The sequence below is a fragment of the Microbulbifer sp. ARAS458-1 genome, assembly GCF_045348205.1.
Classification (GTDB): domain Bacteria; phylum Pseudomonadota; class Gammaproteobacteria; order Pseudomonadales; family Cellvibrionaceae; genus Microbulbifer.
The window spans coordinates 2,916,507-2,935,622 of record NZ_CP155838.1 but is presented as its reverse complement, the minus strand read 5'-3'; the positions used below and the strand labels follow the sequence as shown (position 1 = coordinate 2,935,622).

Sequence of the window (19,116 nt, the reverse complement as noted above, 5' to 3'; positions counted from 1 at the left end):
CGCAGACGGTCCCGGAAACGGTTACCGGGAGCGCCAGCTTCGATTCTTGGTGTTTGGCTTCGTTAGCAGCCTAGTGCGTGCGACCCGCGATTCTATCACGCCAGTTCGCCGCCCGTTGCTTCAGTTCTTCTTCATTGAGTGTGGTGAGTTTGCGGTCTTTCAGCAGCTGCTTTCCGGCCACCCACACATTGCGCACATGGTGACCGTTGGCGGTGTAGATCAGCTGTGACAGCGGGTCGTGCAGGGGTTGTTGTTCCAGGGCGCTGAGGTCGATGGCACACAGGTCTGCGGCTTTGCCTACTTCAATGCTGCCAGTGACATCGTCAATGCCCAGGGCGCGTGCACCGTTGATGGTGGCCATGGCGAGGGCCTGGTGGGCGGGGAGGGCGTCGGCCTGTCCGGAGACGGCTTTGGCCAGTAGTGCGGCGGTGTTGGTTTCCGCGAGCATGTCGAGGCCGTTGTTGCTGGCGGCGCCGTCGGTGCCGATGGAGACGTTGATGCCGGCTTCCAGCATTTTCGCCACCGGGCTGAATCCGGAGGCCAACTTGAGGTTGGAGCGTGGGCAGTGGCTGATGTGGGCGCCGGTTTTCTGGATCAGGGCGATGTCATCGTCGTTCAGTGCGGTCATATGTACGGCCAGGAATTGAGGGGAGAGCAGGCCGAGGTTGTGCAGTCGTTTTGTGGGGCGTTGGCCGGTCTCGGCCACGGCGCGTTCTACTTCGCCGGCGGTTTCGTGCAGGTGCATCTGCACCGATATTCCCAGCTCGTTGGCGTAGATGGCAATTTTCTTAAGGGTCTCGTCGCCCACGGTGTAGGGCGCATGTGGGGCGAAGGCGACGCCGATGCGGTGGTGGGAGCGGTAATCGTCCCGCAGTGCCAGCCCTTTTTCGATGGCGTCGTCGCCATTTCTGGACCAGTTGTTGGGGAAGTCGATGATTGGGAAGGCGATCTGGGCGCGCATGCCGGCTTCGCGGACGGTGGCGGCGGTGGCTTCCGGGAAGAAGTACTGGTCGCAGAAAGTAGTGGTGCCGCTGCGCAGCATTTCGGCCATGGCGAGTCTGGTGCCGTCGCTGACAAATTCCGGGCCGACCCACTGTTGCTCCGCGGGCCAGATGTGTTTTTCCAGCCACGTCATCAGCGGATAGTCGTCGGCGAACCCCCGCAGCAGACTCATGGCGGCGTGGTTATGGGTGTTGATCAGCCCTGGAATAAGCAGTTGATCACCAAGCTGCCGTTCTTCCTTTGGTGCGAAGCGGTTGCGGGCTTCACTGCTGGGCAGGATGGCGGTGATGGTGCCGTTAGTAATCGCCAGTGAGCAATTTTCGTACAGTCGCTTTTCCGGTACTACCGGAATAATCCAGCGAGCGTGGATCAGGGTGTCGATCGCCTGTTTATTGTGCGTTCTTTCAGTGGGTACGGTGCGGTTTGCCATGGCTGTTGTGTGTTTTTTGTTCCGTTGGAAAGGCGCAGACTTTAACTGCGGGAAGGTGCGCGAACAAGTCCGCACTTGGCGTCTGATGTGCTAGAATCGCCCGCTTGATCGGGGTCCGTGACTTACTGGCCCCACCAGTTCCCAGCCTGTTGCTGTGCGCTCCCAGAGAAGGGTGGTGGTTACAGGTGTAGCCGGGGCCTGCCCCGCGGGTGGCGTTAACGATAAGGAATGCCTGAAAATATGGGCGAATTAGCCAAAGAAATTTCTCCGATCAATATCGAAGAAGAGCTGAAGCAATCCTACCTCGACTATGCGATGAGCGTGATTGTGGGCCGTGCGTTGCCAGATGTGCGCGATGGCCTGAAGCCGGTGCACCGGCGCGTGCTCTACGCGATGAACGAACTCAAAAACGACTGGAACAAACCCTACAAAAAATCTGCCCGTGTGGTGGGTGACGTAATCGGTAAATACCACCCGCACGGCGACAGTGCTGTGTACGACACCATTGTGCGTATGGCGCAGCCATTCTCCCTGCGTTACATGCTGGTAGACGGTCAGGGTAACTTCGGTTCCATCGACGGTGACAGCGCGGCAGCGATGCGTTACACCGAGATCCGCATGGATAAGCTCGCCCACGAGCTGTTGTCGGATCTGGATAAAGAAACCGTCAACTTTGTTGATAACTACGACGGCTCCGAGCAAATGCCGGAAGTGTTGCCGTCGCGGGTGCCCAATCTGCTGGTCAACGGTTCTTCCGGTATTGCCGTGGGCATGGCCACCAATATTCCGCCGCACAACCTCAGTGAGGTGGTGAAAGGGTGCCTGGCGCTGATCGATAACAGCGAGCTGACCATCGATGAGTTGATGGAGTACATCCCGGGTCCGGATTTCCCCACCGGCGCGATCATCAATGGTCGTGCGGGAATCCTGATGGCGTACCGCACAGGTCGCGGACGCATCTATATCCGTGCCAAAGCGGAAGTGGTGCGCGATGACAAGACCAATCGTGAAACCATCATCATCCACGAGATTCCCTACCAGCTGAACAAGGCGCGCCTGATCGAGCGTATTGCCGAGCTGGTTAAAGAAAAGAAAATCGAAGGCATTTCCGAGCTGCGCGACGAGTCTGACAAAGACGGCCTGCGCGTAGTGATCGAGCTTAAGCGCGGTGAGCTGGGTGATGTGGTTCTGAACAATTTGTATGCCCAGACCCAGCTGGAAAGCGTGTTCGGCATCAATATGGTGGCGCTGGTGGACGGCCAGCCCAAGTTGCTGAACCTGAAACAGCTGCTGGAATACTTTATCCGTCACCGCCAGGAAGTGGTGACCCGCCGTACCGTATACCTCCTGCGCAAAGCGCGTGAGCGCGGTCATATTCTGGAAGGTCTGGCGATTGCCATCTCCAATATCGACCCGGTCATCGAGCTGATCAAAGCCTCCGCCACTCCGGCAGAAGCCCGTGAGGCGCTGCTGGCCAAAGGTTGGCCGGTGGGTGAAGTGGAGCAGTTCCTGGAGCGCGCCGGTGCCGACGCCTGCCGCCCGGATGATCTGCCGAAAGAATTTGGTATGCGCGATGGCGCTTACTATCTGTCGCCGGCTCAGGCCCAGGCCATTCTCGAACTGCGCCTGCACCGCCTGACCGGTATGGAGCACGACAAGCTGTTGGCGGAATACAGCGAGCGTCTGGAACAGATCGCCGAATACCTGGAGATTCTCGGCAGCCCCGAGCGCCTGATGCAGGTAATCCGCGAAGAGCTTGAAGTGCTGGAAAAAGAGTACGGCGATGAGCGTCGTACCGATATCGTCGCTTCCCGCCAGGATCTGTCCGTAGAAGACCTGATTACCCCCGAAGACAAGGTCGTAACCATCTCCCACGGCGGCTACGCCAAGAGCCAGCCGCTGGCGGACTACCAGGCTCAGCGCCGTGGCGGTATGGGTAAATCTGCCACTCAGGTAAAAGACGAAGATTTTGTTGAGCACCTGCTGATCGCCAACTCCCATGACACCATTCTGTGCTTCTCCAACAAGGGTAAGGTGTACTGGTTGAAGGTGTATGAGGTGCCCACCGCCGGTCGCGCTTCCCGCGGTCGCCCAATGGTGAATATGCTGCCACTGGAAGATGACGAGCGCATCAGCAGCCTGATGCCGGTGTCCGAGTACGATGAAGACCACTTTATTTTCTTTGCCACTGCCAACGGCACCGTGAAGAAAACCCCGCTGACGGCATTCTCCCGTCCGCGTAGCGTTGGCCTGCGAGCCATTGAGCTGGAAGAAACCGATCGCTTGGTTGCCACTGCCATTACCGATGGCAAGCAGGATGTGCTGCTGCTGACCAGTGCCGGTAAAGCGGCCCGTTTCGCGGAAGAAAACGTACGCTCCATGGGGCGTGTTTCCCGTGGTGTGCGTGGTATCCGCATGGCCGAAGGTGTACATGTCATCGCCATGGTGATCCCGGAAGAGGGTGGCTCGGTGATGATGGTGACCGAGAATGGTTACGGTAAACGCACTGCGACTTCCGACTTCCCCACCAAAGGGCGCGGCACTCAGGGTGTGATTGCCATTGCGGAAAGTGAGCGCAACGGTGCCCTGGTTGGCGCCTGTCAGGTGCACCCATCAGAGGAAATCATGCTGATTTCCGATCAGGGCACCCTGGTGCGTACTCGCGTTGATGAGGTTTCGGTTCTCGGTCGAAATACCCAGGGCGTTCGGGTGATTCGCCTGAAGAGCGGCGAGCATCTGGTTGGTCTGGCGCGTATTCAGGAGACCGAAGGTGAAGAGGGCGAAGAGGGTGGTGCAGCCGAAGGCGGCGCTGCCGAGGAGTAACCTCTGAACCGGATTTATCTCGAAAAAGGCTGCGAAAACTCGCGGCCTTTTTTGACTTTAGCGGCCGGGAATGTGTCGGTGGCGAAAGGTCTGTAATCGCAAGTGTTGAAAGTGGGGTTTGCCCATCTCGACATTGCGTCTGAGGCCAAAGAATTTATCCAAGTTTGTTTTTTCTCTGTGGAAGTGAATCGATGAGAAAGTTTAATTTCTGTGCGGGACCTGCGGCGCTGCCGGAGCCGGTATTGCAGCAGGCACAGGAAGAATTGCTGGATTGGCAGGGGTTGGGCTGCTCTGTGATGGAGGTAAGCCACCGCTCGCCGGAGTTTACCGAAGTGGCGGAAACCGCCGAGCAGGACCTGCGCGACCTGCTCGCTATCCCGAGCCACTACAAGGTATTGTTTCTGCAGGGAGGCGCCACCGGTCAATTCAGCGCCATTCCCTGGAACCTGCTGGGGGGCGGCAGCAAGTCCGCCGACTATATTCATACCGGGCAGTGGGCGGACAAGGCGATCAAGGAGGCACGGCGCTATGGCCAGGTGAATATTGTCGCTTCATCGGAAGACCGCAACTTCAGTTACGCGCCGGCGGCGGATAGCTGGCAGGAAAGTGATGATGCAGCTTATTTTCACTATACACCGAATGAAACCATCGGCGGTGTGGAGTTCCCATACATCCCGGATGTAAAAAGCCCGCTGGTTGCGGATATGTCGTCCTGCATTCTGTCCCAGGAAATTCCGGTGGATAAGTTCGGCTTTATTTACGCTGGCGCCCAGAAAAATATCGGTCCGTCCGGAATTGCGGTGGGTATCGTGCGCGACGACCTGTTGGATCGTGCTTTGCCGGATATTCCGCGCAGCCTGAACTGGAAGGTCGCTGCAGACGGTGGTTCTATGGACAATACACCGCCGACTTTCGCCTGGTACCTGTCTGGACTGGTATTCAAATGGTTGAAAGCGCAGGGTGGCGTTGCCGCCATGGCGGAGCTGAGTAAGAAGAAGTCTGCATTGCTGTATGACTTCCTCGACCGCAGCGATTTCTTTTCCAGTCCGGTTTCGAAGGAAAGCCGCTCGCGCATGAATGTGCCGTTCGTGCTGGCAGACGAAAAACTGGACAAGCTGTTCCTCGAAGAGTCTGAAGCGGCAGGCCTGCTGAACCTCAAGGGGCATCGTTCCGTGGGTGGTATGCGTGCTTCCCTGTATAACGCGGTGCCTTTGGCAGCGGTTGAGGCTCTGGTCGCCTTTATGGCGGACTTCGAACAGCGCAACGGCTGATTGCAGCCGGATATTGATTGGAAGGATTAGGTAAGAGGGCGATAGTTATGTCTGAAGATAAGCCCAAGCAGGACCCGCGCCTGCTCGAACTGCGTGATCGTATCGACAGTCTCGATAGCGACATTGCGAAGCTCATTTCCGAGCGCGCCAACTGTGCGCTGGAAGTGGCAGAAGTCAAAAAAAAGAACGGTGAGAACGCACTCTACTACCGTCCCGAGCGCGAGGCGCAGGTACTGCGTCGTGCCATGGAGCGCAATCAGGGGCCGCTGACCAATGAGGAGATGGCGCGGCTGTTCCGTGAAATTATGTCTGCCTGCCTGGCGTTGGAAGAGCCCATCAAGGTCGCCTACCTGGGGCCGGAAGGCACCTTTACCCAGCAGGCGGCATTGAAGCATTTCGGGCATTCTGCGGTTTCCAAGCCGCTGGCGGCCATCGATGAAGTGTTCCGCGAAGTGGAAGCCGGTGCGGTAAATTACGGTGTAGTGCCGGTGGAGAACTCCACCGAGGGTGTGGTGAACCACACCCTGGACAACTTTATGACGTCCAACCTGAAAATCTGTGGGGAGGTGGAGCTGCGTATCCACCAGCACCTGATGATTTCCGATATCACCCGCAAGGAATCCATTACCCGCATCTACTCTCATGCACAAAGCCTGGCCCAGTGTCGCAAATGGTTGGATTCCTACTATCCGAATGTGGAACGGGTAGCGGTGGCCAGTAATGCAGAAGCCGCCAAGCGCGTCAAAGGTGAGTGGAATGCGGCGGCCATCGCCGGCGATATGGCTGCGGAGATGTACGGCCTGAAGATCCTTAATGAGAAAATTGAAGATCGCCCGGACAACTCCACCCGCTTCCTCATTATCGGGACTCAGGCTGTGCCCGCCAGTGGCGATGACAAGACTTCTCTAATGGTCTCCATGCGCAACGAGCCGGGTGCCTTGCACGATCTGCTGGTGCCATTCCAGACCCACAAAATTGATCTGACCCGTGTGGAAACCCGTCCGTCCCAGAGTGGCAACTGGACGTACGTATTCTTCATCGACTTTGTCGGTCACCGCGATACCGAGAATATCGCCGCGGCGCTTAAGGATGTGGGTGCCTGCGCATCGGATATGAAAGTGCTGGGCTCCTACCCCCGCGGAGTTCTGTAAATGCCGGAAGCAGGGACGTTGGCGGGTCAGGATGCAGCAGCCGGGATTGGCCGTTTGGTCGTGGTCGGTATTGGTTTGATTGGTGGCAGTCTCGCGCTGGGATTGAAGGCGGCCAGTGGTTGTCGTGAGGTTATTGGCGTTGCCCGCCGCCCCCAGACCTGTGAGCAGGCAGTGGCGCTGGGTGTGGTCGATCGCGCCGTTACTGATATCGCGGAAATTCTGCCGGAGCTGGAAGCTGGGGATGTAATTTTCGTAGCGGTACCTACGCTGACGGTCGAGGCGGTATTCGCCCAGCTAAAAGACCGGGTACCTGCGGGTGTCACCATTACCGATGGTGCCAGCGTAAAGGGCAGCGTGATTGCCGCGGCAAAAAATGTCTGGGGCGAAGTGCCAGAATTTCTGGTGCCGGGCCACCCCATCGCCGGCTCCGAGCAGAGTGGGGTGACCGCCGCTCGCGACGATCTCTATATCGCGCACCGCATTATTCTCACACCGATGGAAAATACCGCGGATGAGCATGTACACCGCATTCGGAAAATGTGGGAAGCGGTGGGTGCAGAAGTGCTGAGTATGCCGGTCGATGAGCACGACGAAGTGCTCGCCGCTACCAGTCATTTGCCTCATGTGATCGCTTTCGGTCTTGTCGATACCCTGGCCCATGATGCGGAGAACGAAAATATTTTTCGTTACGCGGCCGGCGGTTTCCGCGATTTCACCCGTATCGCTTCCAGTGATCCGGTGATGTGGCGGGATATAATGCTGGCCAATCGCGATGCCATTCTGAAATCCATCGATCTCTACACCTCCAATCTGGGTTCTCTGCGCAGTGCCATTGCCAGCGGCGACAGCGAGCAGCTGATGGGGGTATTTACCCGAGCCAAGGCGGCGCGGGATCACTTCACCAAAATGCTGGCCAAAAAAGCGTATACGGAAACTATGGAAGCGAAGGAAGTAACTTTTATTGCCCAACCGGGCGGTGCGGTAAATGGCGACCTACGAGTGCCTGGTGACAAGTCCATGTCTCACCGCTCGATCATGCTGGGTTCCCTGGCGGAAGGCGTCACTGAGGTGGAAGGGTTCCTGGAAGGGGAAGATGCCCTCGCCACGCTGCAGTCGTTCCGCGATATGGGTGTGGTGATTGAGGGGCCGGTCAACGGCCGCGTTACCATTCACGGCGTGGGCATGCACGGTCTGCAGGCGCCTCCCGGGCCTCTGTACGTGGGTAACTCCGGCACTTCCATGCGTCTGCTGGCGGGCCTGCTCGCCGGACAGAAGTTCGATACCGTGCTGACCGGTGACGAATCCCTGTCCAAGCGCCCGATGAACCGTGTGGCCAACCCGCTGCGTGAAATGGGTGCGGTGGTGGAGACCGGAGAGGAAGGGCGTCCGCCGCTCAAGATCAAAGGGGGTAATGCGCTCAAGGCCATCGATTACACCCTGCCCATGGCCAGCGCCCAGGTAAAATCCTGTGTGTTACTGGCGGGCCTGTACGCCGATGGTGAAACCAGTACGACCGAGCCGGCGCCAACTCGCGATCACACCGAGCGTATGCTGTCGGGCTTCGGCTATGAAGTGCAGCGTGACGGTCCCCGCGCCAGCCTGAAAGGCGGTGGCAAACTGACCGCTGGCCACATCGATGTGCCCGCGGATATTTCTTCTGCCACCTTCTTTATGGTGGCGGCTTCCATCGCACCGGGCTCCGACGTGCTGCTGCAGCACGTGGGTATCAACCCGACCCGCGACGGTGCCATCAATATCCTGCGCGCCATGGGTGCCGACATAACCCTGGAGAATCAGCGCGAAGTGGGCGGTGAGCCGGTGGCGGATATCCGTGTGCGCTACGCCCCTTTGAAAGGCATCAAAATTCCGGAAGACCAGGTGCCCCTGGCCATCGACGAATTTCCGGCGATCTTTGTCGCCGCTTCCTGTGCCGAGAGTGAGACTGTGCTGACCGGTGCGGAAGAGCTTCGGGTCAAAGAGAGTGATCGCATTCAGGCCATGGCCGACGGCCTCGAAGTTCTGGGTGTGGATGCCAAGCCGACTGCGGATGGCATCGTGATTCAGGGTAAAGGTGGTGAAGGCGCGGTATTTGGTGGCGGTGAGGTGGATAGTCTTGGCGATCACCGTATTGCCATGTCCTTCGCGGTAGCCGCTCTGCGTGCCGGTGCGGATATCCGTATCAAGCACTGCGCCAACGTGGCCACCTCCTTCCCCAATTTTGCCGAACTGGCGAAAGGTGCGGGTATGAACCTGCGGGTAGTTTCCCTGGGTTAGTTTCCTGGGAAGTGGCAGAATCTCTGCCAGAGGCCATCGCGGCTAACTAAAGTAGTACTGGATTTCGTGAGACTGATATGACCACCAAAGCCCCTGTAATCACCATCGACGGCCCGAGCGGCTCCGGTAAAGGCACCATTGCCAAGCTGGTCGCAGACAAGCTCGGCTATTCGCTGCTGGATTCCGGGGCGCTGTACCGTTTGACCGCGCTGGCCGCTTTGGATGCGGAGGTAGATCTGGCGGATGAGAAGAGGGTGGCAGAGATAGCTGCCAACCTCGATATCCGCTTCGCCATTGCCGGCGGCGAAGTCAGTGCGGTGTTGGCTGGTAAAGATGTCAGCCGCGATATCCGTATGGAGCGCGTCAGCATGGCGGCGTCCAAAGTGGCGGCTTTACCCGCTGTGCGTGAAGCGCTGCTGCAGCGGCAGCGGGATTTTCGCGAGTTGCCGGGGCTCGTCGCCGACGGGCGTGATATGGGCACCACCGTGTTCCCTGACGCGCCGGTCAAAGTGTTCCTGACGGCCAGTGCGGAAGAGCGCGCCCGCCGCCGCTTCGATCAGTTGCAGGGTAGGGGTGTTTCTGTTAGCCTCCGCGACCTGCTGGAGGACATCCGCGCCCGGGACGACCGGGATATGAACCGCGCAACCTCCCCTCTGGCCCCCGCAGAAGACGCCGTGGTGCTGGATAGCACGGACATCGATATAGAGGGTGTTCTGCAACAAGTGCTCGAATTGGTACAAGAACGTATCAGTTGAGCCAGACTGACAACAGGGTGCTAAAGCGCACCGGTAGTGATCAGTCCAAACAATCTGTTTCTAACGTCAGCGGCCGGGATCAGCCAGAATTGCCCGGCCGCTGTCGTAATCTAGCCCGCGTGCTGGCAGCGCGGCGGGGTCTGAGCTGAAGATCGACTACGTTTTACAGTCATCCGCGGCCGGGCCCACCTAAATAGGTATGAGTAATGACCGAGAACTTTGCTGAGTTATTTGAAGAAAGCTTGAAGAGTGTCGAGATGGCGCCTGGCGCTATCGTGACCGGAATGGTTATCGACATCGATAAAGACTGGGTTACCGTTCACGCGGGCCTGAAGTCTGAAGGTGTGATTCCTGCAGAGCAATTCAAAAACGAAAAAGGCGAAGTCGATCTGCAGATCGGCGACGAAGTACAGGTTGCCCTGGAAGCCGTAGAAGATGGCTTCGGTGAAACCCGTCTGTCCCGCGAAAAAGCCAAGCGCGCTGAAGCCTGGAAAATCCTCGACGCTGCACACGCTGCAGACGAAGTGGTCAAGGGTGTTATCAGCGGCAAGGTTAAAGGTGGCTTTACTGTTGACGTTGCGAACATCCGCGCGTTCCTGCCGGGTTCTCTGGTAGACGTTCGCCCGGTTCGCGACACCGCGCACCTGGAAGGCAAAGAGCTCGACTTTAAAGTGATCAAGCTGGACGCCAAGCGCAACAACGTTGTTGTTTCCCGTCGCGCCGTGATGGAAGCAGCCAACAGCGAAGAGCGTGAAGCCCTGCTGGCCAGCCTGCAAGAAGGCATGGCGATCAAAGGTATCGTGAAGAACCTGACCGACTACGGTGCTTTCGTAGATCTGGGCGGTATCGACGGCCTGCTGCACATTACCGATATGGCTTGGAAGCGCATCAAGCACCCGAGCGAGATCGTGAATGTTGGCGACGAGATCGAAGTAAAAGTACTGAAGTTCGACCGCGAGCGCAGCCGTGTATCCCTGGGCCTGAAGCAACTGGGCGAAGATCCTTGGGTATCCATCAAGCAGCGTTACCCGGAAAACAGCCGCGTGAAAGCGGTTGTCACCAACCTGACCGACTACGGCTGCTTCGCCGAGCTGGAAGAAGGTGTGGAAGGTCTGGTACACGTTTCCGAAATGGATTGGACCAACAAGAACATTCACCCGTCCAAAGTTGTCAATGTTGGCGACGAGGTCGAGGTAATGATTCTGGATATCGACGAAGAGCGTCGTCGTATTTCCCTGGGTATCAAGCAGTGTCAAGAGAACCCGTGGGATGCCTTTGCGCGTAAATTCGCTAAAGGCGACAAGATCTCCGGTAAGATCAAGTCCATCACCGACTTCGGTATCTTCATCGGTCTGGACGGCAGCATCGACGGTCTGGTTCACCTGTCCGACATCTCTTGGAACGAAGCTGGCGAAGAAGCCGTGCGCAAGTTCAAGAAAGGTGACGAGCTGGAAACCGTTATCCTGGGTATCGACTCCGACCGTGAGCGTATCTCCCTGGGTATCAAGCAGCTGGAATCCGATCCGTTCTCTGATTACGTAGCCACCAACGATCGCGGCAGCATCGTAATGGGTACCATCAAAGAAGTTGATGCCAAGCAAGCCATTATCACCCTGGCGGACGAAGTGGAAGGCGTACTGCGCGCTTCCGAAATCAGCCGCGACAAGGTTGAAGATGCGCGCAACGCTCTGAAAGAAGGCGAAGAAGTAGAGACCAAGATCACCAGCGTGGATCGCAAGAACCGCGTGATCAGCCTCTCCATCAAAGCCAAAGATCAGGACGATGAGAAGCAAGCGATCAAGGATCACAGCAAGAAGCAGGCTGAACAGGTTCAGCCGGCGACTATCGGTGACCTGATCAAGGCGCAGATGAATAACAAAGACTGATAAGGTTTTGTTATCAATGGTTTTGGCTCAATGAGCTGAGGCTATGCGAAAGCCGGACTGGGGTTGCCCAGTCCGGCTTTCTATTAGATGATTGCCGCTATTCCAGAATAATCAATGACTTAGAAAGGATTGCGGACTGCATGACCAAGTCTGAACTGATCGAGAAAATTGCTCTGAGGTTGGATCAGCTGCCGGTTAAGGATGTTGAACTGGCGGTCAAAGTCATGCTGGACACTATGTCGAGTGTTCTGGCAGAAGGGGAGCGTATAGAAATTCGCGGTTTTGGCAGCTTTTCCCTGCATTATCGCGCGCCGCGCACCGGGCGCAACCCGAAAACCGGTGACTCCGTGGAGCTGGCGGGCAAATATGTTCCGCACTTCAAACCGGGAAAAGAACTCAGGGATAGGGTAAACCAGCAGATGAAGCGGGATGTCTACGAGGACGCGTAAGTCGCGGACGAGGATTCCATTGCTGAGCTGGTCACAGTGGGCTAACACTGTAACGGACTTTTAGATTTTCACATTCCTTCCGGAACCGGAGGTTCACTTGTCATTTCTGCGCTGGATATCGCGTTTGCTGTTCGGGATATTGGCACTGGCGTGTATTGCGCTGGGTGTATATTTTGCAGTCGATAACCCCGAAAGCATTACCCCCCGATTTGCGGGATATCCCCTATTTGCGGGCAGTGTCGGCTTCTGGCTGATCGGTTTCCTGCTGATCGGTGCCTTGCTCGGGTTTCTCGCCAGTCTTCTGCCTTATTGGACTGAGCGGCGTCGGGTGAAAGGCCTGGAGCGCCAATTACTGCGCACCGAGCGCGAGTTGCATACGGTGCGTCGACAGGTTGCCGGAGAGTAGTTTGAGCGACCTGATATTTTTCATTTTCATTTTTGCGGCTATTGCCATTGGGTGGTATCTCGGTCGCAAGAGTGGCAAGAAAAAGGGTGCCAAGAATAACGAGCACCAAGCCCTGGCGCAGTCTTATGCGCAGGGGTTGAATTACCTCTTGAGTGAGCGCCACGGCGACGCCATCGAAAAGTTCATTGACTCGCTTGAAGTCAGTAGCGCCACCTTTGAAACCCACCTTGCCCTCGGCAACCTGCTGCGTAAACGCGGGGAGCACGACCAGGCTATTCGGGTGCATCAGAACCTGCTCGCACGCCCCAGCCTTAATCGTATCAGCCAGCAAAAGGCGCAACTGGAACTGGCGCGGGACTATATCGCCGCCGGTTGGCTCGACAGAGCAGAGCGTTTGTTGCAGGAGCTGGTGGAAACGTCTTCTGAGCTGCGTAATACCAGTCTTGAATATCTGGTTGAGGTTTATCGAGATGAACGGGAGTGGGCCAAAGGTATTCATGCAGTTAACCTACTGCACGGCCGTCGCTTCAAGCGATTGTCCAGCGAATGGGCGCCTATTCAGGCGCATTTCTGTTGTGAACTGGCGGAAGAGGCGATCAATGGCAAGGACTACCTGAGCGCGCGTAAACATATTGACGCGGCGCTGGGATACGACAAGCACTCGGTGCGTGCCAATCTGCTGCTGGGTCGGCTGGAGCATATTCTGGGGCGCCCACAGGAAGCGATTCGTGTGTTAGAGCGGGTGCCCAAACAGAATCCGGATTACATCCCGGAAATCCTTGAATTACTGATTACCTGCTACGACGCGCTAGGCGACGAGCGGGGGCTCGAGCGCTATCTTGAGGCGCTGCAGAGAGAGCACCCCACAAATAGTGTGTTGATCGCGCTGGCAGAGCGTATTCATCAGCAGCAGAGTGAAGCGGAAGCGGCGGCCTTTATGGGTAAGCAGCTCGCGCTACGTCCTTCACTGCGTGGCCTGGGCCATTTTCTGAACCTGCATATCGACAGTACTGAAGGGCGCTCTCGAGAGAACCTGTACCTGCTGAAAAACCTGATCGATCAGCTGATTGCAAGCCGTCCTCACTACCGCTGTAATCACTGCGGTTTTTCCGGCAATCAACTGCACTGGCTGTGTCCCAGCTGCAAGCGTTGGGATACCGTGCGCTCGGTCAAAGGGATTGAGGGCGAATAGCTCCGGTCCGGCCGACTTATTTCTTTCACCCATTCCTGACACTGAGGTGTTCATTGACTGAATCTGTTTCTTCTCCGGTTATCGTGGCTCTGGATTACGATAATGCCGACGACGCTCTGGCGATGGCCGCGCAACTGGATCCGGCAGTCTGCCGTGTCAAAGTCGGAAAAGAACTGTTTACCATCACCGGCCCGGAGCTGGTACGACAGCTGGTGGCGTTGGACTTTGACGTGTTTCTCGATCTGAAATTTCACGATATTCCGAATACGGTGGCGGCCGCTGTACGTGCGGCCGCCAATCTCGGTGTCTGGATGGTAAATGTGCACGCCTCCGGCGGCGAGAGAATGATGCGCGCCGCTCGCGACGCCCTGGAGTCCTTTGGCGACAGGCGCCCGCTGCTGATCGGGGTAACCGTGCTGACCAGTATCGCCGAGGAAGAGCTGGCGCCGGTAGGGGTGACGCGTGCTCTGGGTGAGCAGGTTACCGCGCTGGCCAGGCTTGCTCAGGAAAGTGGCCTTGATGGTGTTGTCTGTTCTGCGCGTGAAGCGGGTGCGCTCAAAGCTGCATGCGGCAAGAATTTTGCGCTGGTGACCCCCGGTATTCGTCCGGCGGGTGCGGCAGCAGACGACCAGCGTCGTATCGTAACGCCGGCAGATGCAGTGAAAAACGGCTCTGACTATCTGGTGATTGGTCGCCCGATCACCGCGGCGGAAGATCCAGCTGGAGCGCTGCAGGCGATCGTGCGGGAATTGGCGGGCCATTGATCGTAATGTAAACCGGTGTAACGCGGTGTAATGGCGTGTAATGGCTCAGGGCTCAAAAGGTTGCAGATAGTTTGCTAGAGTGCTTCCGCCTGGGGAGGTTTGTGGTCCCACGGATTGAAGACCATAACACTTTGAGCAATTACAAAAAGGAATTTGCCATGAAACTGTTTCGTTTCCCTCTTGCTGCACTATTTGCCCTTTCCATGTTGCTGGTCAATGTACCGGCTGTATTCGCCGAAGATATGCCGGCGCAGGAAGTGCAGGTCGTGAACCTGAATACTGCCACAGCGGAAGAATTGTCCGCAGCACTGGATGGCGTAGGGGCGGCGCGTGCAGAGCTGATCGTCCAGTATCGAGAAGAAAACGGTAGCTTTTCCAGCGTTGAAGAGCTTCTCGAAATCAAGGGGATCGGCGTAGCCACGCTGGAGAAGAATAGAGATCGGATCCAGTTGTAAATAAGTACCAAAACAGCGCCCCAGGGCGCTGTTTCTTTTTTTGACCGGGGAGTGGATCGCGCGCATGCGATGGGTGGTAGTTGGAAGTTCGGGTTACATCGGCGAGGCGCTCTGCCGGTATCTGGTGGCCGCCGGTTTTTCCGTGTGCTCGGTATCTCGCCAGCCCTTTGGCCCCGGCGGAGTGAGCCACCGACAGGTTGAGAATTACTGTCCTGATACTTGCGCGGAACTGTTCTCTGCTGGTGACAGAGTGGTGTTTGCAGCGGGCTTGTCTTCGGCCAGAGATTGCCGGCGGCACCCAGCGCGCGCGAACGAGGTTAATTACCAGCTCCCATTGGCAATACTACAGGCGGCTGAAAGCGCACAGGCAGAATCATTCCTTTACCTTTCCAGTGTAAAGGCGGTTGTTCCTCCTGATGGAGAGATCGCTGGCGAGTGGGCTGGTGAGCCGGCGCCCGATGTTTACGGCAATAGTAAATGGCGCGCAGAGCAAAAGCTTCTGGCATCAGGGGCTACTATTCGTGTCAACATTCTGCGGCCCGCGGCCGTTTATGGTGAGTATGTGTCATCTGCCGGCACTTCAGGGCGGGGTGCTGAAGCGGTAAAGGCGAAGAGGGCCTATGCCTGGCGGCAGAGGTTTCGAGCCTGGGGGCAGTTATTTCCGTGGGTGCCCGCAACCGGTTGGCGGAGTTTTGTAGCGCTGGAAGACTTGCTGTCGGCTATCTACCTGGTCGTGGAATCCAATAGTGACCGGGAAACCTTTATCGCGGCAGAGCCGCAATTTTATGATCTTGCCAGGATTGCCTCTGTCGCCAGCGGGCGGCGTATAAAAAGTAGTCGCTTCGGAGCGGCTGTTCTGTTGGTGCCGGCTCGGCTGCTTGCGCTTGTGGGAGTTAAGACAGGTTTCCTTGATGTTCAAAGGAGCGAGCTATATAGTTCAGCGCGAATAAAAAATGCACTGAATTGGCGCGCAAATCGACGCTACAGTCAGTATTTACGGGGCTTGGACGGGGATCGTTGATGGGGGCGTATTTTGATCACGGTTGGTGGTCGCTGCTTATTTATTGCGCAGTGTCCGGCGCCGTCGCCGCGATGGTGTTGCGACTGCTTCTAACCCGGCTGCGTGAATTTGCCTTGGATGCGCCGAATCACCGCTCCCTACATGAAACGCCGGTGCCGAGAACTGGGGGTTGGGGGCTGCTGACTGGCACCTCTGTCGGATTACTGCTAAGTCAGCCGGAATTTCAACCTGGCATCGTTTTTGCCTTTATCGCGTTACTGCTGGTTTCTGTGGCCGATGATTTGCGCTCGCTGAGCGCGCGATTGCGTTTCTCTGTACAGATTTTATCCGTAATGGTCTTGCTGTATTCGTTGGCGCTGCCGTTTGTTACGCCATTGTCCTGGGTTATATGGCCGCTGTTGGTCCTGACCGGCGTCTGGGTTGTCAATCTGTATAACTTTATGGATGGCATGGACGGGTTTGCCGGGAGTATGACGGCGATCGGCTTTGCAGCGTTGGGTGCGATCTGCTTTTTGAGAAATGTGCCGCAAATCGGAATTATTTGCCTGTTGGTCGCAACAAGTAGTGTCGTTTTTTTGTACTACAATTGGCCGCGTGCACAAATTTTCCTCGGTGATGCCGGCTCAACCGTAATCGGTCTGGCGGTTTTTGCAGTGAGTGTGGCAGGCTGGCAGCAGGGCGCCTTTGGGTTGGTGGTTCCGTTGCTGATATTTCTGCCGTTCTGGCTGGATGCCACGGTTACCCTGATCATCAGAATGCTGCGCAGAGAGCGCTGGTGGGAAGCGCATCGCCAGCATTTTTACCAGCGGATGGCACTGAAGCACGGCGTGAAAACGTCATTGTTTATCGAAGTGGCCGTGATGGTGAGCACGTCTTTGTTAGCCCTGGTGCTGGTAGCATCCGGGGTGGCTTGACGGCCCCACAAAGTGGTTGCGAAGGGTAAATGACGTAAAGGGCATTTCGGTTGTTTGTGTTTGTGGGAGGGCCTGTGGTGCCCGGTAAAGGAATTTTTTGGGGGGTTGGTGAAAAGCTTTTATAAAGCTGCGCAAAAAAACTACAAGCCGTTTTTGATGCTCTGCTATGACCTGCTGATGCTCACGGCTGCGTTTTTACTGGCCATGACCATTCGCTTTAATGGTGCTGGCACGGTCACCGAGCCCGCTATGGCGTTGTGTCTGGCCATGACACTCATTTCCAGTAGTTTTATTTTCCTCCGCCTGGGGTTGTATCGCACGGTAATCCGCTACATGGGTCAGCAGGCTATTGTGGCTGTGCTGCAGGGCGTGACGGCGTCTGCCGTGGTCTTGGCGGTGGCTTCCTACCTCACCTATGCCGGTGTGCCGCGCTCTGTCCCGGTCATTTACTGGTGTTTCGCGCTGATTACCGTGGGTGGTTCCCGCTGGTTGGTGCGTGTCTACTACCAGATGGCGCTGGAAATTCACAAAACTCGCGTTGCAATTTACGGTGCGGGTACCGCTGGCCTGCAGCTGTACAAGGGGCTGATTCACGGCGAGATGTACAAGACCGTCGCTTTTTTTGACGACAACGCCTCCAAGCAGAATACGCTGATTGATGGTGTATTGGTTTATAGCCCGGCCAATATCCACGAAGTGATTGCCGAGCGGGACATTTCCGAAATCCTGCTGGCAATGCCCGGCGTGCCCAAGCGTCGTCGTCGAGAGATCACTCGCAGTCTGCGTGAGCGCGGTATCGTGGTGAAAGTGATTCCGGGTATGGAGGAGTTGGTAGACAGTGCCGGCCGCGTATCCGATGTCTCCCAGATTTATGAAAACATCCTGGGGCGTGCCCCGGTTGAGCCGCAGAAAGAGCTGGTCTCAGCATCCATTACCGGCAAGGTGGTGATGGTGACAGGGGCGGGCGGCTCTATCGGCTCGGAGCTTTGTCGCCAGATTATCCAGTGGGCACCTGCCAAGCTGATAATGCTCGAGTCTTCAGAGTTCTCCCTGTACCAGATCGAGCGCGAGTTACAGCAACAGCAGCAGGATGAAGGCCTGCAAGTGGAAGTGACAGCGCTGTTGGGGGATGTTCGTAATCGCGGGCGGGTTGCCGAGATTATCCAGTCATTCGAAGTGCACACCATCTATCACGCGGCGGCCTACAAGCATGTGCCGCTGGTGGAGCAGAATGTGGTGGTGGGTGCCGAGAATAATGTGCTGGGTACTCTCGCCGTGCTGGAAGCTGCCGAGGCGTACGGCGTGGAGCAGTTTGTACTGGTTTCCACGGATAAGGCGGTGCGCCCGACCAATGTCATGGGAGCGACCAAGCGCCTTGCCGAGTTGATCTGTCAGGATTTTGGGCGTCGTTTCGGGCGTACCCGGGTTTGCATGGTGCGTTTCGGAAATGTACTGGGTTCTTCAGGCTCGGTTATTCCGCTGTTTACCGACCAGATCAATGCCGGCGGCCCGGTGACGGTGACCCACCCCAAGGTGACCCGTTTCTTTATGACCATTCCTGAAGCGGCACAGCTGGTGCTGCAGGCGGGAAGCATGGGGCGCAAAGGGGAAGTCTTTGTGCTGGATATGGGTGAACCGGTTCGCATTCTGGATATTGCCCGGCGTCTGATTCAGATTATGGGTCACACCGTGCGCGATGAGGCCAACCCCGATGGCGATATCGAAATTCAGATTTCCGGGTTGCGCCCGGGTGAGAAGCTTTACGAAGAGTTATTGCTGGGGGATGCGGTTGCGGGAACCGATCACCCTATGATCATGCGCGCCGAAGAGGAGCGCCTGCCCAGTGAGCAGCTTCAGTCGTTTATGGTCGAGCTGAAAGACGCCTGCGCGCGCCAGGATTGTGCTGCGGTGCATCGCCTGTTGATTGAAGCGGTGAAAGACTATACGCCGAAACAGGAGTTGGTGGACACAGTCTGGACGCAGTTGTCGGAAGCCGGTGTATCTGGAAGTGCTGTGTCGGAGGGCGCAGAAGTGCGTCGTTTGCCTGTAGCGTCAGGTGGTCGCCGGGTGCAAAGAATCACCGGCGAAGTGCCGGAAGTGTAATTGATGGATACGTGGGGTGGGGCGAATTGTGTTTGCCCCCTCCGTATTCCCGGAATAAAGGTCCAATCAAAGTGCCTGCCGAGGCCACCAAACGTCAGGCAATAAAAAACCCCGTAACCGGTTAGGGTACGGGGTTTTTTGTTTGGCTCCGCCTGCTGGGCTCGAACCAGCGACCCAATGATTAACAGTCATTTGCTCTACCAACTGAGCTAAGGCGGAA

At 56.9% G+C, this 19,116-nt stretch carries 15 protein-coding genes and 1 tRNA gene; 14 read left to right on the top strand and 2 right to left on the bottom strand.

The window, feature by feature from the left end; all coding sequences use genetic code 11:
• Positions 1-70 precede the first annotated feature (70 nt).
• Entirely contained in the window at positions 71-1,432 is a 1,362-nt protein-coding gene (locus AAFH99_RS12175) for a TRZ/ATZ family hydrolase (RefSeq protein ID WP_406827872.1), read from the bottom strand.
• 240 nt (positions 1,433-1,672) lie between these two features.
• Here AAFH99_RS12175 and gyrA point away from each other — a divergent pair, with 240 nt between their 5' ends.
• The 14 genes from gyrA to AAFH99_RS12105 all read left to right on the top strand — a co-directional run bounded on the left by gyrA (position 1,673) and on the right by AAFH99_RS12105 (position 18,896).
• Positions 1,673-4,255: a DNA gyrase subunit A gene (gene gyrA / locus AAFH99_RS12170; protein ID WP_043317845.1), complete on the top strand. Its 2,583-nt coding sequence runs from the start codon at positions 1,673-1,675 to the stop codon at positions 4,253-4,255.
• A 191-nt stretch (positions 4,256-4,446) separates the two neighbouring features.
• A complete protein-coding gene (gene serC / locus AAFH99_RS12165) occupies positions 4,447-5,526 on the top strand; it encodes a 3-phosphoserine/phosphohydroxythreonine transaminase (RefSeq protein ID WP_406827871.1) in 1,080 nt (359 codons plus the stop codon).
• Positions 5,527-5,573: 47 nt separating this feature from the next.
• Positions 5,574-6,677, top strand: a complete 1,104-nt coding sequence (pheA, locus tag AAFH99_RS12160; RefSeq protein WP_043315879.1) for a prephenate dehydratase — start codon at positions 5,574-5,576, stop codon at positions 6,675-6,677.
• Complete coding sequence (locus AAFH99_RS12155; protein ID WP_406827870.1) at positions 6,678-8,951, top strand: bifunctional prephenate dehydrogenase/3-phosphoshikimate 1-carboxyvinyltransferase; 2,274 nt, start codon at positions 6,678-6,680, stop codon at positions 8,949-8,951.
• A gap of 77 nt (positions 8,952-9,028) precedes the next feature.
• Positions 9,029-9,706, top strand: a complete 678-nt coding sequence (gene cmk / locus AAFH99_RS12150; protein WP_043315882.1) for a (d)CMP kinase — start codon at positions 9,029-9,031, stop codon at positions 9,704-9,706.
• A gap of 206 nt (positions 9,707-9,912) precedes the next feature.
• Complete coding sequence (gene rpsA, locus AAFH99_RS12145) at positions 9,913-11,592, top strand: 30S ribosomal protein S1 (protein WP_043315884.1); 1,680 nt, start codon at positions 9,913-9,915, stop codon at positions 11,590-11,592.
• A 140-nt stretch (positions 11,593-11,732) separates the two neighbouring features.
• A complete protein-coding gene (gene ihfB / locus AAFH99_RS12140) occupies positions 11,733-12,041 on the top strand; it encodes an integration host factor subunit beta (RefSeq protein ID WP_043315886.1) in 309 nt (102 codons plus the stop codon).
• Between the two features lie 97 nt (positions 12,042-12,138).
• The gene (locus tag AAFH99_RS12135) at positions 12,139-12,447 is read left to right on the top strand and encodes a lipopolysaccharide assembly protein LapA domain-containing protein (RefSeq protein ID WP_231491409.1); all 309 of its coding nucleotides are present in this window, start codon (positions 12,139-12,141) and stop codon (positions 12,445-12,447) included.
• A 1-nt stretch (position 12,448) separates the two neighbouring features.
• Positions 12,449-13,639 carry a lipopolysaccharide assembly protein LapB gene (lapB, locus tag AAFH99_RS12130; protein ID WP_043315887.1) on the top strand — a complete coding sequence of 397 codons (1,191 nt, stop codon included), beginning with the start codon at positions 12,449-12,451 and terminating at the stop codon, positions 13,637-13,639.
• A gap of 53 nt (positions 13,640-13,692) precedes the next feature.
• On the top strand, positions 13,693-14,403 hold the full coding sequence (gene pyrF, locus AAFH99_RS12125; RefSeq protein ID WP_406827869.1) for an orotidine-5'-phosphate decarboxylase: 711 nt from the start codon (positions 13,693-13,695) through the stop codon (positions 14,401-14,403).
• Between the two features lie 158 nt (positions 14,404-14,561).
• Complete coding sequence (locus AAFH99_RS12120; RefSeq protein WP_043317851.1) at positions 14,562-14,858, top strand: ComEA family DNA-binding protein; 297 nt, start codon at positions 14,562-14,564, stop codon at positions 14,856-14,858.
• A gap of 64 nt (positions 14,859-14,922) precedes the next feature.
• Positions 14,923-15,879, top strand: coding sequence for an NAD-dependent epimerase/dehydratase family protein (locus tag AAFH99_RS12115; RefSeq protein ID WP_406827868.1), 957 nt, complete (start codon positions 14,923-14,925; stop codon positions 15,877-15,879).
• Positions 15,879-16,793, top strand: a complete 915-nt coding sequence (locus tag AAFH99_RS12110; RefSeq protein WP_406827867.1) for an MraY family glycosyltransferase — start codon at positions 15,879-15,881, stop codon at positions 16,791-16,793. The genes AAFH99_RS12115 and AAFH99_RS12110 overlap by 1 nt, the downstream gene beginning before the upstream one ends.
• Positions 16,794-16,901: 108 nt before the next feature.
• Positions 16,902-18,896, top strand: coding sequence for a polysaccharide biosynthesis protein (locus tag AAFH99_RS12105; protein ID WP_406827866.1), 1,995 nt, complete (start codon positions 16,902-16,904; stop codon positions 18,894-18,896).
• 143 nt (positions 18,897-19,039) lie between these two features.
• On the opposite strand, the gene AAFH99_RS12100 is transcribed toward AAFH99_RS12105, so the two are convergent.
• Positions 19,040-19,115, bottom strand: a tRNA-Asn gene (locus AAFH99_RS12100).
• Between the last annotated feature and the right edge of the window lies 1 nt (position 19,116).